The organism is Pseudomonas sp. C27(2019) (assembly GCF_008807395.1).
Lineage (GTDB): Bacteria > Pseudomonadota > Gammaproteobacteria > Pseudomonadales > Pseudomonadaceae > Denitrificimonas.
In genome coordinates, this window is the sequence record NZ_CP043320.1 from 23156 (window position 1) to 43977 (window position 20822).

Annotated in this window: 15 protein-coding genes; 6 read left to right on the plus strand and 9 right to left on the minus strand. The window is 50.3% G+C overall.

The genetic code is table 11. The features are described 5' to 3' along the window. Window positions 1-3 precede the first annotated feature (3 nt). From bcsZ to FXF61_RS00110, 3 genes are read left to right on the plus strand one after another with little or no spacing between them, the layout of a single operon-like run. A complete protein-coding gene (gene bcsZ, locus FXF61_RS00100; RefSeq protein WP_256663458.1) occupies window positions 4-1098 on the plus strand; it encodes a cellulose synthase complex periplasmic endoglucanase BcsZ in 1095 nt (364 codons plus the stop codon). Next, complete coding sequence (gene bcsC, locus FXF61_RS00105) at window positions 1091-4621, plus strand: cellulose synthase complex outer membrane protein BcsC (RefSeq protein ID WP_151183354.1); 3531 nt, start codon at window positions 1091-1093, stop codon at window positions 4619-4621. Before bcsZ ends, bcsC begins: the two co-directional genes overlap by 8 nt. Window positions 4622-4658: 37 nt before the next feature. Beyond that, window positions 4659-5216, plus strand: coding sequence for an L-threonylcarbamoyladenylate synthase (locus FXF61_RS00110; RefSeq protein ID WP_151183355.1), 558 nt, complete (start codon window positions 4659-4661; stop codon window positions 5214-5216). A 19-nt stretch (window positions 5217-5235) separates the two neighbouring features. On the opposite strand, the gene aroE is transcribed toward FXF61_RS00110, so the two are convergent. Both aroE and hemF read right to left on the minus strand, forming a co-directional pair. After that, window positions 5236-6048, minus strand: a complete 813-nt coding sequence (gene aroE / locus FXF61_RS00115; RefSeq protein ID WP_151183356.1) for a shikimate dehydrogenase — start codon at window positions 6046-6048, stop codon at window positions 5236-5238. Next, a complete protein-coding gene (gene hemF, locus FXF61_RS00120; RefSeq protein WP_151183357.1) occupies window positions 6045-6965 on the minus strand; it encodes an oxygen-dependent coproporphyrinogen oxidase in 921 nt (306 codons plus the stop codon). The genes aroE and hemF overlap by 4 nt, the downstream gene beginning before the upstream one ends. A gap of 346 nt (window positions 6966-7311) precedes the next feature. Here hemF and mgtE point away from each other — a divergent pair, with 346 nt between their 5' ends. Further along, window positions 7312-8673: a magnesium transporter gene (gene mgtE, locus FXF61_RS00125; protein ID WP_151183358.1), complete on the plus strand. Its 1362-nt coding sequence runs from the start codon at window positions 7312-7314 to the stop codon at window positions 8671-8673. Between the two features lie 112 nt (window positions 8674-8785). Here the strand turns inward: mgtE and ilvD are convergent, their stop codons facing one another. Together ilvD and FXF61_RS00135 are read right to left on the minus strand one after the other, a co-directional pair. Beyond that, a complete protein-coding gene (ilvD, locus tag FXF61_RS00130) occupies window positions 8786-10630 on the minus strand; it encodes a dihydroxy-acid dehydratase (RefSeq protein ID WP_151183359.1) in 1845 nt (614 codons plus the stop codon). A gap of 190 nt (window positions 10631-10820) precedes the next feature. Then, a complete protein-coding gene (locus FXF61_RS00135) occupies window positions 10821-12017 on the minus strand; it encodes a class I SAM-dependent rRNA methyltransferase (RefSeq protein ID WP_151183360.1) in 1197 nt (398 codons plus the stop codon). A 160-nt stretch (window positions 12018-12177) separates the two neighbouring features. On the opposite strand from FXF61_RS00135, the gene FXF61_RS00140 reads away from it, so the two are divergent. Next, complete coding sequence (locus FXF61_RS00140; protein WP_178087224.1) at window positions 12178-13089, plus strand: SdiA-regulated domain-containing protein; 912 nt, start codon at window positions 12178-12180, stop codon at window positions 13087-13089. 92 nt (window positions 13090-13181) lie between these two features. Here FXF61_RS00140 and FXF61_RS00145 read toward each other — a convergent pair whose 3' ends face one another. The 5 genes from FXF61_RS00145 to rpiA all read right to left on the minus strand — a co-directional run bounded on the left by FXF61_RS00145 (window position 13182) and on the right by rpiA (window position 19131). Beyond that, complete coding sequence (locus FXF61_RS00145) at window positions 13182-14492, minus strand: histone deacetylase (protein ID WP_151183361.1); 1311 nt, start codon at window positions 14490-14492, stop codon at window positions 13182-13184. After that, window positions 14493-16136 (minus strand): hydantoinase/oxoprolinase family protein, encoded by a 1644-nt coding sequence (locus FXF61_RS00150; protein ID WP_151183362.1) that lies wholly within the window; start codon window positions 16134-16136, stop codon window positions 14493-14495. Window positions 16137-16157: 21 nt separating this feature from the next. Further along, window positions 16158-16304, minus strand: a complete 147-nt coding sequence (locus tag FXF61_RS14825; RefSeq protein ID WP_178087225.1) for a hypothetical protein — start codon at window positions 16302-16304, stop codon at window positions 16158-16160. 317 nt (window positions 16305-16621) lie between these two features. Beyond that, window positions 16622-18199 (minus strand): NAD(P)H-hydrate dehydratase, encoded by a 1578-nt coding sequence (locus FXF61_RS00155; RefSeq protein ID WP_178087226.1) that lies wholly within the window; start codon window positions 18197-18199, stop codon window positions 16622-16624. A 254-nt stretch (window positions 18200-18453) separates the two neighbouring features. Continuing rightward, the gene (rpiA, locus tag FXF61_RS00160) at window positions 18454-19131 is read right to left on the minus strand and encodes a ribose-5-phosphate isomerase RpiA (protein ID WP_151183363.1); all 678 of its coding nucleotides are present in this window, start codon (window positions 19129-19131) and stop codon (window positions 18454-18456) included. A gap of 121 nt (window positions 19132-19252) precedes the next feature. Here rpiA and ilvA point away from each other — a divergent pair, with 121 nt between their 5' ends. Then, window positions 19253-20767: a threonine ammonia-lyase, biosynthetic gene (ilvA, locus tag FXF61_RS00165; protein WP_151183364.1), complete on the plus strand. Its 1515-nt coding sequence runs from the start codon at window positions 19253-19255 to the stop codon at window positions 20765-20767. Window positions 20768-20822: the final 55 nt, after the last annotated feature.

A 20822-nucleotide genomic window follows, 5' to 3' on the forward strand; every position in this document is an offset into this window, starting at 1 on the left:
TTAATGAGCGCTTTGCTCGTGTTCACAGTGACTGCTGTACAAGCAAAAAATCTGTGCAGCACTGCTCCGCCTTGGCAGGATTGGAATACTTTTCAGCAAACGATGATCAGTGCTCAAGGGCGAGTGATTGACGTCTCTGATGCGCGGCAGATTACAACCTCGGAAGGGCAAAGCTACGCCATGTTTTTTGCCCTGGTGAACAATGACCCGCTACTGTTTCGACGCTTAGTGCGCTGGACGGAAGATAATCTTGCGCAAGGTGATTTAACTGCCCATTTGCCTGCTTGGTTATGGGGGCGTGACGCAGCAGGTGTTTGGCAGGTTTTAGATGCCAATACTGCGGCTGATTCAAACTTATGGATTGCTTACAATTTACTCGAGGCTGGGCGACTCTGGGGTGAGCACAGTTATACCGTCTTAGGTCACTTAATGTTGCAGCGCATGGCCCGCGAGGAGCTGGTTAAGGTTGCAGATTTTGGCTATTTGCTGGCACCAGGTAAATATGGTTTTAGTGATAAAGGCGTGTGGCGATTTAATCCGAGTTATTTGCCACCACAACTCCTTGCTAGAATTGTACAGGATCAGCCGTCAACACTATGGGCAGAGCTTCAAGCAAATACAGCGCGCTTTTTGATTGAGACATCCCCCTTAGGGCTGGCGCCTGATTGGGTGAGTCGATCAGATCGGTGGACGCATAGTGAAGATGATCAACAGTTGGGCAGTTATGATGCGATACGCGTGTATTTGTGGGTGGGCATGCTGCATCAAGACAGCCCTGATAGCACTTTATTAAAAGAGCATTTTAAGCGGGGCTTATTGTCTCTGGGGGCACAGCATTTGCCCGTCGAGAAAATAAATATACTGCAGGGCACGGCAGAGGGTGTGGGGCCAGTAGGCTTTTCTGCAGCGCTTATACCTTTGTTTGACGGCACAGATGTTGCGCAAACACAGCGCCAACGCTTACTCGAAACATCAATAAAAGATCTTGGCTATTACAGCCAAGTATTGGTTCTTTTTGGCCAAGGCTGGGATGAGAAACGCTACTCTTTTGATCGGCATGGTTTTTTAGTGCCTGCTTGGGTGCATTGTTATGAATAAATTTTCATTAAATATAGCCTTTTGTATACTGCTTGGCACAGGTTATACGCAGGCCGTCGCCGATCCGCTTGCTGTGGTCAGCATTGAGAAAAACATGCTCGAGCAGATTCAGCTTGGCGAAGCCATGTTCCGTGATGATATTGTCCGGGATGCTTTAGCGCGTTTATATCGAGTCCATCCGCATCATGTGCAGGGCTTGTTGGCAGAGCTGCGTTTGGCGGTCAGGCTCGACAACCTTGAGCAAGCCCAAATATTGCTGATTGAGCTTAAAAAAGTCGCACCGGACTCAGAGCCTTATAAGCAAGGTGCGCTCTTGCTTAAGTTGACAGAGCCAGAGATGCGCGAGCAATTAGCGCAAGCACGCCTGTATGCCGCAGCAGGACGCTTTGCTAAGGCGCAAATTATTTTTGATGAGTTGTTGCAAGGCTACTATCCCAGTGCTGATATGGCCGTTGAATACTGGCATCTTCGCACGCAGCAAACCACTCAACGCCCTTTGGCGATTAAGGCATTAACGGGCGCTTTGCAGACTTTTCCCAAGCACCCCAGCCTGTTAAAAGCATTGATTAATTACCATTTTCAAGAAAATAACCCTGCGCAGGCTTTACAGTACTTGCACGTGCTGGCCGAGCAAAAAGCGCAGCGTGATTGGGCGGCAAGTCGAGAATATGAGTATTTAATAACATTGCCCGTCAGCAGCCAAACGCGCAGCTTATGGGCAATCTTTGTTAATCGCTACATGGGTTTAGAGGCTGAAGATAAAGGGCGAAACGAGCTGGAGCGGCAAACAGCTTTGTTGGCTGATGGCTCTTGGCAGGCTGGGCAAGCAGGCTTACGGTTGTTAGATCAAGGGCGTAATCCGCAAGCCATTGCACGCCTAAAAAAAGCGATTGCAGCCTATCCAGAGGATGTCGAGCTGCATGGCGCTTTGGGTTTAGCTTACCTGCGACAGGGAGAGCGTGAACGGGCTTTAAAGTATTTTCATTTAGCTAAAGAAAAAGAGCAGCGGGCTGATGAAACATCAAAGTGGATCAGTTTAATTGCCTCCACAGAGTATTGGTTGTTATTGAACCAAGCCTCTGAGGCATTTGAGCGCCAAGAGTATGCACAAGCGCAGCGCCTTTACCAGCAAGCCCACCGGCATGATGCAGATAATATTTTTGCCTTGATTGGTTTGGCAGATACAGCCTTAGCGATGCAGCAGCCGAATAAAGCATGGCCTCTTTATAAGCGCGCTTTAAAGCTTGAACCCTATGATGAGACGGCGCAGCGTGGTGTTTTACGCTACATTGCCACCTTGCCTGCACAGCAAGCAGTCAGCTTATTAGCTGCACTGTCGCCACAGGATGCCGCTTTGTTTGTGCAGACTAAGCGTAGCTTGCAGATTGAACTGCTTGAGCAGAGTGCAGCGAGTGCTGAAAAGCAGGAGCGTTGGCAAGATCAAGTGCATGCATTAAAGCAGATACAGCAACTCAACTTGGCTGACCCTTGGGTAAGTTACCGCTTAGCTTTAGCGCTGCGTGAGCAGGGCCATGAGGCTGCAGCGCTGGAAGCCTATGAGCTGCATTTGTCCGTGCACCAACAGGCGGCTGTGAGTCGTTATGCTCATGGTCTGCTATTGGCAGCCGCAGACCGTTGGGATGCGACATTAGAGACGCTAAATGCCGTACCTAAGCAGGTTTGGACGCAGGACATGCATAATCTTGCACAGCGCGTCACTGATGCGCGGTTAATTGATCAGGCACAACAGCATTATGATAATGGAGAGCGCGCGCAGGCGTTTGCGCTGCTGGAGGCCAAACCACAATCGCAAGCTGCACGCTTACAGCTGGCTCGATGGGCGTATGAGCAAGGAGACTATACGAAGTCGCTTGCGCATTACACCAATGCCCTACGCACAGAGCCGGATAATATCGATGTGCGCTTAGGGGTGTTAGAGAACTGGGCGGCACAGGGTAAAACTGAGCAAGTACGTATGGTTTTGCGTAGTGCTCAAGTGACTCTCAATGATCAGGCACCCAGTGTTTATCGCCGCCAGGCCAGTTTATGGTCGTTGGTGGGAGAGAAGGGCCGTGCGCGTGAGATTTTACAACAACAAGTTGCACAGCTGAGCGAACCTGATGCGTTATTGTACCGTGATTTAGCACGCTTAACGGCTGAGCAAGACGTGGAGCAGGCGCTCGATTTATACGCCTATGCAATGCGTGATACACAGCTGTTACCGGCTGAGGCGGTTTCTCCACAGCGGGACAATATAGCCTTTACTAAAGCGATGCGCGAAAGTGCAGAAGATGACTGGCTGGCGCGAGGGCTTCGAGCTGAAGCTGAACAGCTTTACCTGCGTGAAACGCCCACCTTTACTTTGCATAATGACAGTTGGTGGCGCACGGATGGTACCCCTGGGATGTCTAAATTGAATGCCAATACTACAATGGCGCATTTAGAGTTTCCGTTTAGCCAAGGGCGGGCTTTTTTACGTGCTGATCATGTGCGTATGGATACCGGTACCTTAAAAAAGACTGATGGTAGTTATTCAGGTCGCTTTGGCAGTTGCTCGTTTGCCGGCGGGGGACAGTCGCTCGCGGGTTGTCAGCATGGGCTCACGCAAAAAGCCGATGGCACCAGCTTTGCCGCAGGCTGGTATGATGAGAAGCTATCTTTTGATCTTGGTACTACGCCTTATGGCTTTACTGTGCAGAACTGGGCCGGTGGTATCAGCTACACAGATAAAATAGGTTTAACCGGTTGGCGCCTTACAGCATCGCGCCGCCCCTTATCTAACTCTTTATTATCTTTTGCAGGCGCTAAAGACCCGCGTACAGGTACTGAATGGGGTGGGGTCATGGCCAATGGTGCAGCGCTGGGTTTAAGTTGGGATCAAGGCGGTGCTAATGGTGTTTGGGCGGACTTTAGTCATCACCAGCTGAGTGGTAAAAATGTTGCTGATAATTATCGCACACGCTTAATGGCAGGTTATTATCGGCGGCTGATTAATAATCCGAACGAAAGATTGACGCTCGGCATCAGCGGTATGCTTTGGCGTTATCAAAAGGACTTGGGCGAATACACTTTAGGTCAAGGTGGCTACTACAGCCCGCAACGCTATACTTCGCTATCTCTGCCTGTCAGCTATGCGCGGCGCACTGCGGATTGGTCATACGTTTTAGAAGGAAGCCTGTCTGTATCTCAAGCAAAGACACATGAGATGGACTACTACCCTATTCGCGGATTGATTGCAGAGCCGCTGCAAGAGCTGGCTGGCTTAGGCGTATCTGATACTGCTTTTATGGCGGCTAATCGCTCTAATGACGGCTCCAGTAGCGGCGTGGGTTATAGCATTCGCGGATTCCTCGAGCGCCGGTTAAATAATCATTGGGTGCTGGGCACAGGCTTAGACTGGCAATACAGTGAAGATTATTCACCCAGCCGAGCCGTGCTGTACTTACGTTATTCATTTGCACCATGGCAGGGTAATTTAAAATTGCCAGTCGAGCCGTTAACCCCTTACGCTGATTTCAAATAACAGTACTGAGTTAGAAGCTCAGTCGCACGGATAATTCATGACCAATGCTTGGCAGATTCAACAGATTGCGCAAAAAGTTCGCCGCGGCGCGGTGATTGCCTATCCTACGGAGGCGGTTTGGGGTTTGGGTTGTGATCCTTTTAACGCAACGGCTGTGGCGCGCTTGCTAGCTTTGAAAGAGCGGCCTGTGCATAAAGGTTTGATCTTAGTCGCGGCAGACATAAAGCAGTTTGCTTGGTTGCTGGACGGCTTAACTGCAGAGCAACTGCAGCAGTTAACAGACAGCTGGCCGGGCCCCAATACCTGGCTGGTGCCACACCATAACCGTGTGCCTGAGTGGATTTGTGGTGCACATGATAGTGTTGCTATTCGTGTCAGTGCTCATCCGCTGGTTGCGCAGCTTTGCACATTAACTGGCCCGTTGGTGTCGACTTCAGCCAACCCCAGCGGCCGTTTACCAGCGAAAAGCCGTTTACGCATTGAGCAGTATTTTCATGGCCAGCTTGATGCGGTGTTAAGCGGTGAGCTGGGCCAGAGCAGCAAGCCCAGCACCATCCGCGATTTGCGTACGGGGCAGGTGCTGCGTCCAGCTTAGGGTAATGGCCAACGAATATTTAGAGTTGCGCGCGTAGCTGCTGCAATACCGGCGCAGGGTCAGGGCGCACGCCTGTCCACAGATAAAAGGCTTCTGCTGCTTGCTCAACCAGCATGCCCAAGCCATCTAAAGTGCGCGCAGCGCCGTGTTGCTGCGCCCACTGATTAAAGACAGTGGTCTGCTTGCCGTACATCATATCGTAGCAGACGGTATCGCCGGCCTTGATCAAGGTGCTGGCTAGAGGTGGTAGGTCACCAGAGAGGCTGGCTGAGGTGCCATTGATAATGATATCCACAGGCTCGTCAATCCAGTCATAGCCACAGGCGGTCATCGGCCCTATGTCAGAAAACTCTTGCGCCAACTGCTCGGCTTTTTCAACGGTGCGATTGACGATGCACAGCTCTGCTGGTAGCTGAGCGAGCAGCGGCTCAAGCACACCGCGTACGGCACCACCGGCACCTAAAATTAAGATATTTTTACCGGCCAGCTCAACGTGGTTATTTAACAGATCATTGACTAACCCAGCGCCATCAGTGTTATCACCGAGCAGGCGACCATCATCGAGTTTTTTCAGGGTGTTAACGGCTTTGGCGCGTAGCGCACGCTCACTGAGTTGATCAGCGAGGGCAAAGGCCTGTTCTTTAAAGGGCACAGTGACATTGGCGCCGCTGCCTGTTTTAAAAAATGCTGTAACTGCTGAAGTAAAGTCATCTAAAGGTGCCAGTAGCGGTTCATAGCTGATTTGTTGGCCCGTTTGTTCTGCAAACAAGCGATGAATCAGTGGTGATTTACTGTGAGCAATGGGATTGCCAAATACGCCATAATATTTCATTTTCTTTGTGCCTCGCCAAGCCAGTCACGGTCTTGTAAAAAGTATTGGGTCAGTCGTGCTTCGCGGCTGTTGGCTGCAGGCTTCCAGTCGTAGCCCCAGCGCACCTGCGGTGGCAGCGACATTAAAATCGATTCTGTGCGCCCGCCTGACTGCAGGCCAAATAAAGTACCGCGGTCAAAGACTAAGTTGAACTCAACATAGCGTCCCCGGCGGTAGGCTTGGAACTCACGCTCTTGCTCAGTGAATGGCGTATGCCGGCGGCGTTCCACAATCGGCATATAAGCCTCAAGAAAGGCTTCACCGACGGCGCGCATAAAAGCAAAGCAGGTGGCAAAATCCCACTGATTAAGGTCGTCAAAAAATAGACCGCCAATGCCGCGTGGTTCATCGCGGTGCTTCAGGTAAAAGTAGCGATCGCACCAGGCTTTATAGTCAGCATACACCGTCTCGCCAAACGGCGCGCAGGCATCATGTGCGACTTGGTGCCAATGCACACAGTCTTCTTCTTCAGGGTAATAAGGGGTAAGGTCAAAGCCGCCGCCAAACCACCAGATTGGATCTTCTCCCTCCTTTTCTGCAACAAACAAGCGCACATTGGCGTGCGAGGTTGGAATATGTGGGTTTTCTGGGTGAATCACCAAGGATAAACCCATGGCTTGGAATGAGCGGCCCGCCAACTCGGGGCGGTGCGCGCTGGCCGATGGCGGTAAAGAGTCGCCATAGACATGGGAAAAATTCACGCCGCCTTTTTCAATTAATGCGCCATTTTCTAAAACGCGGGTACGGCCCCCGCCGCCACCTGGACGCTGCCAGCTTTCCTTAAAAAAAGAGCCGCCATCGGCCTGCTCTAAAGTCGCACAAATACGCTCTTGTAGGTCCAGCAAATAGTTTTTTACGTCATCAATTGTTGCTGTCAAAATACGCTCCAAAAAGGGTGTACAGCACCACTCAAAATACTGTTCAAAAGAAATAATTAGTCGTTGCAGGCAAGCATACCGATTATCACAATATTGGGCTAACTGAATCAGGCAAATACCGCTACAGTTGTTATTGCTGAGTGCTTGCCCTAGTATTCGCACGCCGCATAAACGCCTCAAGAGAGAACATTAAGGCTCTATGGACAAATCTTGTACAGGCCCTTGCTGGGCTTTATTCGCTATTATGATCAGTGTGTTTGCTGACGGTTTATGATGGACTGACCACGCTGGTTTTGAGTCGCGAGTCTCCATACGTTACCCGATGCCGGTCGCTTGGAGATTTAAAATGGATCACACCGATACAACCCTTACGCTCGCCTTGAGCGATGCCATTGGAAATAATGATTTTGATAGTGCCTTGGCTGCTGTTAAGAGTCTGCGCCCTGTTGATCTAGCAGATGTTTTAGAGCAGCTAGAGCCGACCCTGTGCTGGCGCTTACTGGAACGCTTACCTAAGCGTGCGGAAGTATTTAGTTATATTGAAGCTGACGAGCAAGTGCGTTTAGCCCGTGAGTTTCCGCGCGCCACGCTGGCTGAATTAGTCAGTGAAATGCCGGCCGATGAGCGCACCGACTTATTTAAACGTTTTGACCAAAATCAGCGTGATATTTTGCTACCGGCGTTGGCGCAAGCTGAGCGTGAAGACATTCGTAAACTATCGGCCTATGTGGAAGGTACGGCCGGCGCCCTGATGACTTCGGATTATGCCGCGCTGAAACAAGACATGAGTGTCGCTCAATCCCTAGCGTACTTACGTGATGAAGCACCCGATGCAGAAACAATTTATCAGGTTTATGTGATTGATGATGAGCGGCGTTTGCTGGGCGTGGTGTCATTGCGTGATTTAATTCTCGCCGACCTGAATAAGACGATTGAAGATTTGATGACCAGTGATGTGGTTAGCGCTGATGTGGGAGATGATCAAGAAGATATTGCCAAGAAAATTGCTCGCTATGATTTGTTGGCGTTGCCAATTATTGATGAGATTGGCGTACTGATTGGTATTGTCACTTATGATGATGCTATGGATGTGGTCAGTGCAGAGGCAACCGATGATATTCATAAATCGGCGGGTGTTAGCACCGTTATTGGTAACTTGAAAGACGCCAGTATTGGTTTGCTGTATCGCAAACGTGTTTTTTGGTTGGTATTACTGGTGTTTGGTAACTTATTCTCTGGTGCTGGAATTGCTCATTTTGAAGACATTATCGCCGCCAATATTGTTTTAGTGTTTTTTCTGCCGTTGCTGGTGGACAGCGGTGGTAACGCCGGTTCGCAGTCAGCCACCCTTATGGTGCGCGCTCTAGCTACCGGTGAAGTGGTAATGCGGGATTGGCTGCACTTGATTGGACGTGAAGCCTTGGTGGCGCTCGCGTTGGGTTGTACGATGGCGGCAGCGGTATCTGTTTTAGGCTATGTTCGTGGTGACGAGACTGTGGCCTTGGTGCTGGCGTTAAGTATGGTTTCGATTGTGATGATCGGTTGCATGATAGGCATGAGTTTACCCTTTGTGCTGAGTAAATTTAATTTTGACCCCGCCAGCGCCAGTGCACCGTTAATTACCTCGGTGTGCGATGCGACCGGTGTGGTGACTTATTTATTTATTGCTTCACGTTTGCTGGCTGACTTATCGGTGGTGCCTGTCTAAATAGCATGGCTGTAGCGTGCTTTAGGTTTCTAGTACAAGCGTAAAAAAGCCCCAGTTCTTTGTAGAGAGCTGGGGCTTTTTGGTTTAAAGCTTAGGCATAGACTCTGCGTTATTAAAGCAAATCATCCAACATGGCTTTGTTGCGTACTGCACCTTTGTCAGCACTGGTGGCTAACAGCGCGTAGGCCTTAAGAGCTGTGGTCACTTTACGTGGACGTACTTCCACCGGCTTCCAGCCTTTGCCATCTTGCGCCAAACGGCGCTCGGCCAGCTCAGCATCGCTGATTTGTAGATTGATACTGCGGTTGGGGATATCAATTAAAATTGTATCGCCTTCCTGCACTAAGCCAATAGCACCACCGGCGGCGGCTTCTGGTGAAGCATGGCCAATGGATAAGCCTGAGGTGCCGCCAGAGAAGCGCCCGTCGGTCAGCAGCGCGCATTGCTCACCTAAGCCTTTGGACTTCAGGTAACTGGTGGGATAGAGCATTTCTTGCATGCCTGGGCCGCCTTTCGGGCCTTCGTAACGAATAATCACGATATCGCCAGGCTTCACCTCGTCTGCGAGAATGCCGCGCACCGCAGAGTCTTGGCTTTCGAAGATTTTTGCTGTGCCTTTAAAGACATGAATAGATTTATCCACACCAGCGGTTTTTACCACACAGCCATCTTCAGCGATATTACCGTAGAGCACGGCTAAGCCGCCTTCAGTAGAGTAAGCGTGTTCCACACTGCGGATACAGCCGCTTTCACGGTCTAAGTCCAGCGTCGGCCAGCGCGTAGCTTGGCTAAATGCAGTCTGGGTTGGAATGCCGCCTGGGCCTGCTTTAAAGAAGGTGTGTACGGCTTCATCTTCAGTTTGAGTGATGTCCCACTTAGCAATGGCCTCAGCCATAGTCTTGCTGTGCACGGTTGGTAGGTCCGTGTGTAAGAAGCCACCGCGCGCCAATGAGCCTAAAATACTGAAAATACCACCGGCGCGGTGCACATCTTCCATATGATAGTCCTTGATGTTGGGTGCGACTTTACACAGCTCCGGCACTGTACGCGATAAGCGGTCAATATCCAGTAAGTCAAAGTCCATTTCGGCCTCTTGCGCAGCAGCTAACAGGTGCAGAATGGTGTTGGTTGAGCCGCCCATGGCAATGTCCAGCGACATGGCATTTTCAAAGGCTTTAAAGTTAGCAATATTGCGCGGTAGGGCTGAAGCGTCGTCTTCTTTATAGTAACGGTGGCACAGCTCAACAATGGTGCGACCGGCTTCTAAGAACAGCTCTTCACGGTCAGCGTGAGTGGCCAGTACTGTGCCGTTACCTGGTAAACCTAGGCCTAAGGCTTCAACCAGACAGTTCATCGAGTTGGCAGTAAACATGCCTGAGCAAGAACCACAGGTGGGGCAGGCGCTACGCTCGTATTCGGCAACCTCTTCATCGGATGCGTCGTCATCCGCAGCAATCACCATGGCATCCACTAAATCTAAACCGTGGCTGGCCAGTTTGGTTTTACCCGCTTCCATTGGGCCGCCAGAGACAAACACCACTGGGATATTCAGACGCAAGGCGGCCATCAGCATGCCAGGGGTGATCTTATCGCAGTTGGAAATACACACCAAAGCATCGGCGCAGTGCGCATTGGCCATGTACTCAACCGAGTCGGCAATGATCTCACGGCTGGGCAGAGAATAGAGCATGCCATCGTGACCCATGGCGATGCCATCATCCACGGCAATGGTATTAAATTCTTTGGCAACACCACCCGCGCGTTCAATTTCACGCGCCACTAATTGGCCCATGTCTTTGAGGTGCACGTGACCTGGCACAAACTGGGTAAAGGAGTTGGCAACTGCAATAATGGGCTTATGAAAATCTTCGTCGGTCATACCGGTTGCACGCCATAGTGCGCGAGCACCCGCCATGTTGCGGCCGAAGGTGGAGGTTTTCGAACGATAATCAGGCATGAGAACTTCCTGCAAAATAAAATAAGGGCGATAAAAGCATCTGCAACTGTTGCCGCGGGGTGACCGTGCGATGCGCAAAGTATGCTTGGCTCGCCGAGGGTAGTGACGAGTAAAATTTGATTCTACGCTGCCCAGTGCGGCTCGGCAAAGGGCAGTGCTGATTTGCTTAGTGCTGTTTAACTGTGCCAGTTTAACTGTTGGGTAAAATACGGCATACGGTGTATTTTAGATGGCGGGTTTCTGGGATGGCCGGGTGCATCGGGTGGTCAGCACTTTGTCCGCTTTGCTCCAGGATTTGAATATTGCGATCCAAATGCCGCGCACTGGCCAGCAAGGTGCTGTGCATGCTTTCTTCAGTGAAAAACGGCGAGCGAGATGAGCAAATTAAAATACCGTCACGGCTGAGTAAGCGGATGCAATGCTCGTAGAGTTTGCGGTAACCGGCTTCGCCGCTTTTTACATCTTTTTTGCGCTTAATAAAAGCCGGTGGATCAACGATGATCACATCAAAACGTTCTTCGTCAGCTTTGAGAGCTTGCAAGGTTTCCAGCACATCACCTTCGGCGCAGAGCAGGGTTTCACCGATATCGTTAAGTTGCGCATTTTGTTCTAAGGCATCTAAAGCATGCGCAGAGGCATCGGCGCAGAGTACTTCAGTGGCACCGGCCAGCGCTGCGGGAATACCCCAGCTGCCAACATCGCTGTACACCGACAGCACGCGTTTGTCTGTGCAATAGACTGCCGCCTGTAGGCGGTTAAAGCGCTGATCGTAATGCCAGCCCAGTGCTTTCTTTTGCAGCAAGGGCGCGTTATAGGTCAGGTCATTTTCGAGCAGCTGCACCCATTCCGGCACTTCGCCGTGGGCAACTTCTAAATAGCGCTCCAAGCCTTCTGCGTCGCGGGTATTGGCATCATTGCGCCAGAGCACACCAGTGGGCTTGCAAACCTGTAAAAGCGCTTCAAGAATGATCTCTTTATGCGGCTCCATGCAGGCGGCAGTGATTTGCGCCACCAGAATATCGCCAAAACGATCGACTTCCAGTCCCGGTAATAAATCACCTTCGGCATGCAGTAAACGATAAAAAGGCGTGTCAAACAGGCGCTCGCGTAATGACAGAGCAATATTGAGGCGGTGCACCAGCAGTGATTTATCTAGACGGTGCTCAGTTTCACGTGAGACCAAGCGTGCGCACACCAGTGTTTGCGGGCTCATCACCACCACGCCTAGGGTTTTTCCTGAGGCGTTTTCTACAATGGCTTGGTCACCGACTTTAAACCCGCTTAAGGGCGAGAGCTTGGTATCAATTTCATTGCTATAGACCCATAAATGGCCGCTGCGTAAACGACGATCAGCATTAGATTTTAAGCGTAAAAAAGGCAGTGACATGGGACTCTCCAAATAAACAATGTGCAGAGTATAACGATTGTCTTGGGCGCTGGTCTGATTTTAGCAGTAGGATGGCGCGCTGAATTAGATCGGCCCGAATGAGGCCGCTGACACAGCAGTTGCTTGTGACTTATACGTGATGAATGGGAAGGTTATTAACATGTTTAAAAGGATGAGACAGCGCCCGAAATTATGGACGTTGTTGTTGCTTGCTGTAATTGCAGCAGTAACTCTATCGCGTTACTTGCACTGGGATGATCGTCTGCGGTTCTTATGGCAAGAGCACACTACCAGTACACAGGAGCAAGCGGACAGCATTTGGCTGCCAGGCTATCGCGCGGTAATTCAAGCCAAGCCGTTAGCAGGCTTGGCCGAGGCGGAAACCTCGGGTCTAAGCTGGAGTCCGCTGAGCAACACCTTGTTTACCGTGACGGGAAGAATCCCCAAACTGGTTGAGTTGTCGCTAACCGGGGACGTGTTACGGGTGGTCGAATTGCGCGGCTTTTCTGATCCTGAAGGGGTGGAAGTATTGAGTGACGGGCGCATTGCTATTATTGATGAGCGGCGAGGGGAGATGACGATTTTTCATCTGTCACCCGATGCCAGCTTTATAGACGGTGATGCCTTGGTCTCGATCAGTTTGGGCTACCTGAATGCTGGCAATAAGGGTTTTGAAGGGGTGGCGTGGGATGCGCGCAACCAACGTATGCTGTTGGCCAAGGAGCGCAGCCCCTTTGGTTTGTTTAGTTTGCCCTTTCCTGAGCAGGGCGAAGATGACAGCGCAGCGCCACAGGCATTACTTGAGTTGCGCTCTAAACAGGTGTTTATGCGTGATCTTTCTTCACTGGCGGTTGATCAGCGCACTGGGCACGTATTGGTGTTGTCGGATGAGTCGCGCATGCTCTTGGAGCTGGATACCGAGGGTAACCCCGTCAGCTTTATTAGCTTAGCAGTGGGCTTTAATAACTTAGCGCGCAGTATCAAGCAAGCTGAGGGTGTGGCTATTGATGCAGAAGGGACTATTTATATCGTTAGCGAGCCGAACTTGTTTTATGTGTTTAAAAAGGACTAACGGAATCATCTCCTAGAAGCTTGTCGGGCTAAACCGATAAGCTTAATGCGCGAGGAATGTTATAGCGCTATGCAGCACATGCGCCTTAGCCGTTACTTGGCCAGATACTTATCGTTAACCCGATCTTGTAAATAGATATGGGTGTAGCTGCTTTTGCTGGTTTCGTTATACAGGCTGTAGGCCTTATCAATGCAGCTCTGACAGGCTTTTCTGGGCAGTGTAATGGCAAAAATATGCATGCGATTATCATTGCGGGAGTCAATGCTATTCACACCGGCACAGTCCGCACAGATCCTAAATGTTTGTACTTGATGCTCCATAACGCCAGCGGTGTCGTAATAAATCTGCTGCTCCCGTTTGACCTCGGTTTTACCTTTAAATTTTTCCTCAGCCAGTGCGTCTTTATTTTTCCATAACGCATAAATGTCTTTGGATAACTGCTGAATATGCGCTGTTATGGCTGGATCTTGTTTTAGACGCTCAGCGTCATAATCGGGCTCGAATACCTGTGAATAATCAAGACCGGCCATGGCCAAAATAATGCCCATATTGATATAGGGCAGCGCGCTCTCTATCGAATAACCCCCTTCTAACACGGCCAAATCTGGGTTTAAGCGCTCATTTAGGATGGCATAGCCTTGCGCGGTGAAGTTCATATTGGCCAGCGGATCGCTGTAATGGTTGTCTTGCCCGGCCGAGTTGATAATAAGGTCCGGCTTGAAGTCGTCGAGAATGGGCAGCACAAGGTTGTCTAAAATATGCAAAAAGCCTTCTTCACCGGTGCTTGGCGGCAGCGGTATATTGATGTTATAGCCATAGGCTGACGGCCCGCCAAACTCTTCGATACGCCCTGTGCCTGGGTATAGGGTGCGTCCATCTTGATGGAATGAAATAAATAGAGTGTCTTTATCATTCCAATAAATGTCTTGCGTGCCATCACCGTGGTGCACATCAGTGTCAACGATAGCTACTTTCAGGTCGCCATATTTTTGCCGAATATTCTCTAAGGCCACCGCACCAACGTTGACAATGCAAAAGCCTTTGTCGCCATACACAATGCGGTGTGCGTGGTGACCGGGTGGCCGCACAAGGGCAAAGGCTTTATCGACTTCTTTTTCCATAACGGCCTGATAGGCACGTATCGCGCCACCGGCAGCAACAAGGTGTGAGGGTGTGACGCGACTGGCGATATCAGGGACGGCAAAGTGCACCCGTGCGATATCTTTTTCACTGGCAATGATGGGGTTAAAAAACTTGATCCCTTCAACGTCTTCAATGCCTTCTTCAAAGATTTGATCCTGGGTGTACAAAAGCCGTTCTTCACGCTCGGGGTGGGTGTCGGAAATGGCCCAGTCGAACGCGGGGAAAAACACCAGCCCTAATGTATTTTTAGCTTTGAGCATTTATTGTTCTCCCTCTAATTTGTAAATTAAGCCTGGCGTGATTTGTGCTCTAACTCTGATGTTTTTCCAAGCGCTGGAATAGCCTTTGACCATATTAAAACTATTGGATTCAACGATCTCAGCGTCAATGCTATTTGGGTCTGCACCGAGCTGAATAGCACCCTCTCTAACGATCTCTAAGGCTCTACTCTCCGCCATGCTTAAATCAAAGTTTTTGTTGATCGCTTCATAGATGTCCACTTCGGGCACAGACATTATTCCGCGCTCGGTGTCGGCATGCATATTGATTTCGATGGTGGGTTTGGCCAGTGCCGCACCAATGGCATTGGCAACGTCGTACCTGCTGGGGTAATTAATCTTCAGCTTGAATCTGTCTTGTAAAAATGGCGCGAGTATTTTAGATGGGCCACCAATGATGTTAATAAACTGTGGTTCTATTTTTCTATTCTCAAGCACTTCTTTGACTGTATACACGGGCTGCGCATTGATTTTTTCCAGTAAGCCAGTCACTTCTTGGTGAATTAACTCGGCCATGGTTGCTAAGATTTTAGTGGCGGCTTCTGTGCGGGATACGCTTAAGTCTTGAGCGAGCTTATCGACGGCCGCTATTGCTTGATCTGTGTTGTCGGCAGCGATTTTACCTAAAACAACCATGGCATCAGTGGGTGTTAAATACGCGCCTCCGAAAGCAATCGGGCGGCCCATTCTCTGTGGGCCGATCTTGATTTCATTGTTTTCTACTCTGACAAAGCTGTCGCCAGCAATGCCAATAGACACTGAATAAATGGAGCGGATCAGTGTTTTGTGCGGACCAATGCTGATGCCCAGCGGCTCAAACAATTGCACACCATTGGCCAAAAAGAAAATATCTGTGGTTGTTCCGCCGATGTCTAACAGTACGCCGTCTGCAGTGTCTGAAAATAAAGCGCTCAGCCCCATAAAGCTGGCTGCTGGGCCGGACAAAATTGTCTCAACTGGTGTGTTTTTGGCGGTGCTTAAATTCATTGTGCCGCCGTCAGCTTTTAATATATAAACCGGAGCGTTAACGCCTTGTTCTTTAAGTGACTTTTCTATGTTTTCAGCAAAGTGTCTAAAAGTGCGATTGATGGCAGCGTTTAAATAGCTTGTGTGAACCCGTCTGGGGAAGTTTAGTTTGCCTGATAGGCTGTGTCCGGTGGTAATGCTGTCGAAGTCATCTGCCAGAATCTCAGCAATTTGTATTTCGTGACTGGGATTTCTGGTGGAAAACTTACTCACCACACCAGCTGACTCTATGCCATGGGCAATAAATTCAGCTTTGATGGCCTGTATTTCATTTTCTGCTACGTCTTTAACAACAGCGCCGCGATGGTCAATATAACCACTGACATAGCTTAATTGCTCGCCTGCAGCGCTAAAGTCATGCTGCATGCCGGGGCCGGTTTGCACGATCATGCCAACCTTGCTGACTTTGTTTTCGACAATGGCATTGGTTGACACCGTGGTACTTAAATTGATTCGAGCTATTTTTTTCTTATCAATATTGTCTAGCAGTTGGTGCAGTGTGGTTTGGATGGTTTGAAATAAGTCGCTTCTGTCGGTGGGGTTTTTTGTTGTTTTAAGGAAGCACTGAATAATGTTGGCGAGGCAGTCAGGGCTAGGCAAAAAACGGCGAAAAAGCGCAGTCTACACATAGTAAATGAGCATTTTGAGCCGTTTTTTAACACCACCCTGACAACGCAGGTAATTATTCAGCGTTTCCTTAATTATTTTCCCACTATCGATAATGACGCCATCAATATGTGTGCCGCCCATATCTATTCCAATGATCATTTAAAATCCTCCTGATTTTATTTTTAAGGAGGCACTGAATAATGTTGCCTAGCCCTGACAACGTAAGTACTTATTCAGCACTTTCTTAAGGAAACGCTGAATAATTACCTGCGTTGTCAGGGTGGTGTTAAAAAACGGCTCAAAATGCTCATTTACTATGTGTAGACTGCGCTTTTTCGCCGTTTTTTGCCTAGCCCTGACTGCCTCGCCAACATTATTCAGTGCTTCCTTAAATCAATAAGTTGCTTGTTTATAGCTATTTTTCCAGCATCGTGATTGCCTTCAGGCGCTTATATGGCCAACAGGCTGTGCTGGGTTCAAAATCCTGCGTCAGCCAGCACGCGGGGCAAGGCGTTGATCACATCGGTGGGTTGCAGGCTCATAAATCCAAACTGCTCTGTCGCGCTGTTCGCCGCGGCCAGATGCAAGGCGGCTGCGGTGATTGCAACCTGCTCAGGATCAGCCATCTGCCCCCACAGGCCAGCGGTAATGCCAGCCAGTACATCACCCATGCCACCGCAGGCCATGCCTGGGTTACTGCCACTGACCAGTGCGAGCTGACCACCAGCGCCGGCAATCACTGTGCCAGCGCCTTTGAGGACAATGGTGCCGCCGTACTGCGACTGCAGCTTACCTGCCGCGACCAGTCGATCAGATTCTATCTCTGCCACACTGACACCGAGCAGGCGCGCTGCCTCCCCAGGGTGGGGGGTTAAAATATGTTGATTTGAGCTCACTGCTACTGTGCCAGCCATCAGGTTCAGGGCGTCGGCATCCAGCACCAGCGGTTTGTTACAGGCCAGCACCTGCTGCAACATGTGTTGGCCCCAAGTCCCTTGCCCCAAGCCAGGGCCACAGACAATCACTGTAGCAGCTGCCAGCAAAGGCGCTAAATCGCCGTCATCAGTAACAGCGTGGCTCATCACCGATGGGCAGCGGCTCAGTGCTGCTGTCACATGCTCTGGCCGTGTTGCCAGCGACACCAGTCCAGCACCACTGCGCGCTGCAGCTTGTGCCACCAGCAAAGCGGCACCGCCAAAGCCATAGTCACCAGCGACCACCAGTACATGGCCAAAATGGCCTTTATGCGCGTTGGCTACGCGTCTGGGTATGCGTGCGGCGCAATTGTGCCAGTCGGCACGGGTTGCCAGCAGCGGTTCGCTACAGCGTGTCAGCTGCGGACCAGTGCCCAAGTCTTCAAAGACAAGCTCGCCGCAAACTGCGGGTCCTTGAGCGGTGAGTAAGCCCGCTTTTAACCCGATAAAGGTTACAGTCGCATCTGCGCTAACAACCTCACCCGCTGCGCTGCCGCTGCTGGCATTTAAGCCTGAGGGTACATCTAACGCCAAGATGGGGGTCGCAGCCTGATTACACAGGGCAATAACTCGAGCAAATTCGTCTCTTGGTGCAGCCTGTAGACCAGTGCCGAGCATGGCGTCTACCGTTACATCTGCCTGTTGCAGCCAGAGTGATAGCTCGCTGTCGGTTAATTGCGCCGATAAGGTTATTTCAACCTCTTGGGCGCTTGCCAATTGCCAGGCTTTGAGTGCATCGCCTTGCAGTTTGGCAGGATCGGTCAAGGCTAGACACTTTACCGCAAGGCCATGACGCAAAGCTAAACTTGCCAGCACATAGCCATCGCCACCATTGTTGCCTGCTCCACAGAGTACCAACACAGTACCCGTTTGGGGCCAACGCCGCAGTAACTGGCGAAAAGCGCTGCGCGCAGCTGTTTGCATCAGCTGGAAACCGCTGATGCCTTGTTTGTCGATCAAATAGCGGTCTAGGTTGCGTACACCGTCGGCGCTATACAGAGCCAGTGGTAGATTGGCCTGTGAAGCATGCGACTCTAACGGGCGGGCCCTTGCAGAACAGTGCCTTGTTGACGACGACATAGGGGTGCTCCAAGCTAAAAATCAGACTAAGACACGTTAGCAGCTATTAACAAACAATAGCAAAGCTGCAAAAAAGCTCACAATGGAATCGCATCGAGCTAGCAACCACTTACGCTGTCTGTACGGGTAGTGGTTGAGTGTGATTTGACTGAGCCGGCTCCGTCCGTGAGCAGGCAACTTAGCTTCTGCTAGGTTGCAGCCTGGGTTTGAAAAGCGTAAGGCGGCTGTATAAACCGCCTTATACTGGTGTCAGCTTAAGGCTTGCGCACTAAGGTTTCGACACCGCTGCTGGTGCCAAGCAATAAAACATCGGCAGGGCGCCAAGCAAAAAGTCCACTGCACACCACACCGACGATATTATTGATTTTTTCTTCTAAACCGCGCGGGTCAGTGATTTGTATATTGTGTAAATCTAAAATCACATTGCCGTTATCGGTCACCACACCCATGCGATAGACTGGATCACCACCGAGCTTAAGCAGTTCACGAGCCACATAGCTGCGTGCCATTGGGATGACTTCAACAGGCAGTGGGAATTGACCGAGTACGCCTACCTTTTTGCTGTCATCGGCAATGCAAATAAAGGTCTTGGCCACGGCGGCAACAATTTTTTCACGGGTTAGCGCTGCACCACCCCCTTTAATCAGTTCTAAATATTTATTGCACTCATCAGCACCGTCCACATAAAACTGCAAATCTTGCACTGAGTTGAGGTCATGCACACTGATGTCATGTTGCTTTAAACGCTCAGCAGTGGCTTCCGAGCTGGCCACAGCGCCAGCAAAGTCATATTTATGCTTAGCCAGTAAATCAATAAAAAAGTTTGCGGTAGAGCCTGTGCCGACACCAATGATGCTGCGTGGTTCGAGGTGCGGAAGGATATAGTCAAGCGCTGCTTGGGCAACCGCTTGTTTGAGTTGATCTTGATTCACGAGAGACTCCGGTAGAAAAGGAATATGCACTGATTATAGCGACTTAACTGCATGCATGTGGTTGAGTTGTTAACGGTGGAGTAGACTGTTTGACTTTGTCGTACAGTTTAGTGAACTCGCCATGCTTGAACATTATGTAAAAAAAACCTTAACCGCCCGCGTCTATGACGTGGCGCAGGAAACACCGCTGCACGCTGCGCCACAATTATCTGAGCGCTTGGGCAATACGATTTTGCTCAAACGCGAAGATTTACAGCCGGTCTTTTCTTTTAAGATTCGTGGCGCCTACAACAAAATTGTACAGCTCAGCGCAGAAGAGCGCGCCTGTGGTGTAGTGACGGCCTCGGCGGGCAATCATGCACAGGGTGTAGCGCTGGCGGCAAAGTTTCTCGGCATTAAAGCCACCATTGTTATGCCGAAAACCACTCCAGAAATTAAAGTTAAAGCGGTGCGCGCGCGTGGCGCACGGGTGGTGTTGCATGGCGATGCGTTTCCAGAATCCTTAGCGCATTCACTTAAGTTGGTTGAAGAAAAAGGCTTGGTGTATATCCATCCCTATGACGATCCGGATGTGATTGCAGGGCAAGGCACGGTGGCGATGGAGATTTTGCGTCAGCATCAAGGTCCATTGCATGCGGTATTTGTGCCTTGCGGTGGTGGTGGTTTGATTGCTGGCGTGGCGGCGTATATTAAGTATGTACGCCCTGAAGTGAAAATTATTGGTGTGGAGCCAGATGATTCCAACTGCTTACAGCAAGCGTTAGCCGCAGGTGAGCGTGTGGTGCTACCGCAGGTGGGACTATTTGCTGATGGCGTTGCGGTCACGCAAATAGGCAAGCACACCTTTGCCATTTGCCGTGACTACGTTGATGAAGTGATCACTGTCAGTACCGATGAAATCTGTGCGGCGATGAAAGATATTTATGATGATACCCGTTCGATTACTGAGCCAGCTGGTGCCCTAGCGGTAGCAGGGATTAAAAAATATATTGGCCGCACGGGGATTGTTAATGAAAACTTCGTTGCGATTGATTCTGGTGCCAATGTTAATTTCGATCGCCTGCGCCATGTTGCCGAGCGTGCCGAGCTAGGTGAGCAGCGCGAAGCGATTATCGCGGTAACCATCCCAGAAAAGCCGGGCAGCTTTAAGCAGTTCTGTGAAGCACTGGGTAAGCGTCAGATTACCGAGTTTAATTACCGTTATCACAGCGATGGTGTCGCGCATATTTTTGTCGGCGTGCAAACCCACCCAGAACTTGATCCACGGGCAGGCTTGCTTAAGAATTTGCGCGAACAAGGCTTTCCTGTGGTTGATCTGACTGAGAACGAAATGGCAAAGTTGCATATTCGTCACATGGTTGGCGGGCATGCCGATGCGGTGAGCAGTGAGCGGGTATTTCGTTTTGAATTCCCAGACCGTCCGGGCGCTTTATTTAACTTTTTAAATAAGCTCGGTGGGCGCTGGAATATCTCCATGTTCCATTATCGTAATCATGGCGCTGCTGTGGGGCGTGTTTTGGCGGCGCTGCAGGTGCCTAAAGACGAGCAGCCACTGATAGCAGACGCTTTAGATAAAATTGGTTACCGCTACTGGGATGAAACGGATAACCCGGCTTATCAGTTGTTTTTAGGTTAGGCTGAGCCTGCTTAGGCTGATAGTCAGTTTAATGCTGTGCCGGTTAATAGGTTTT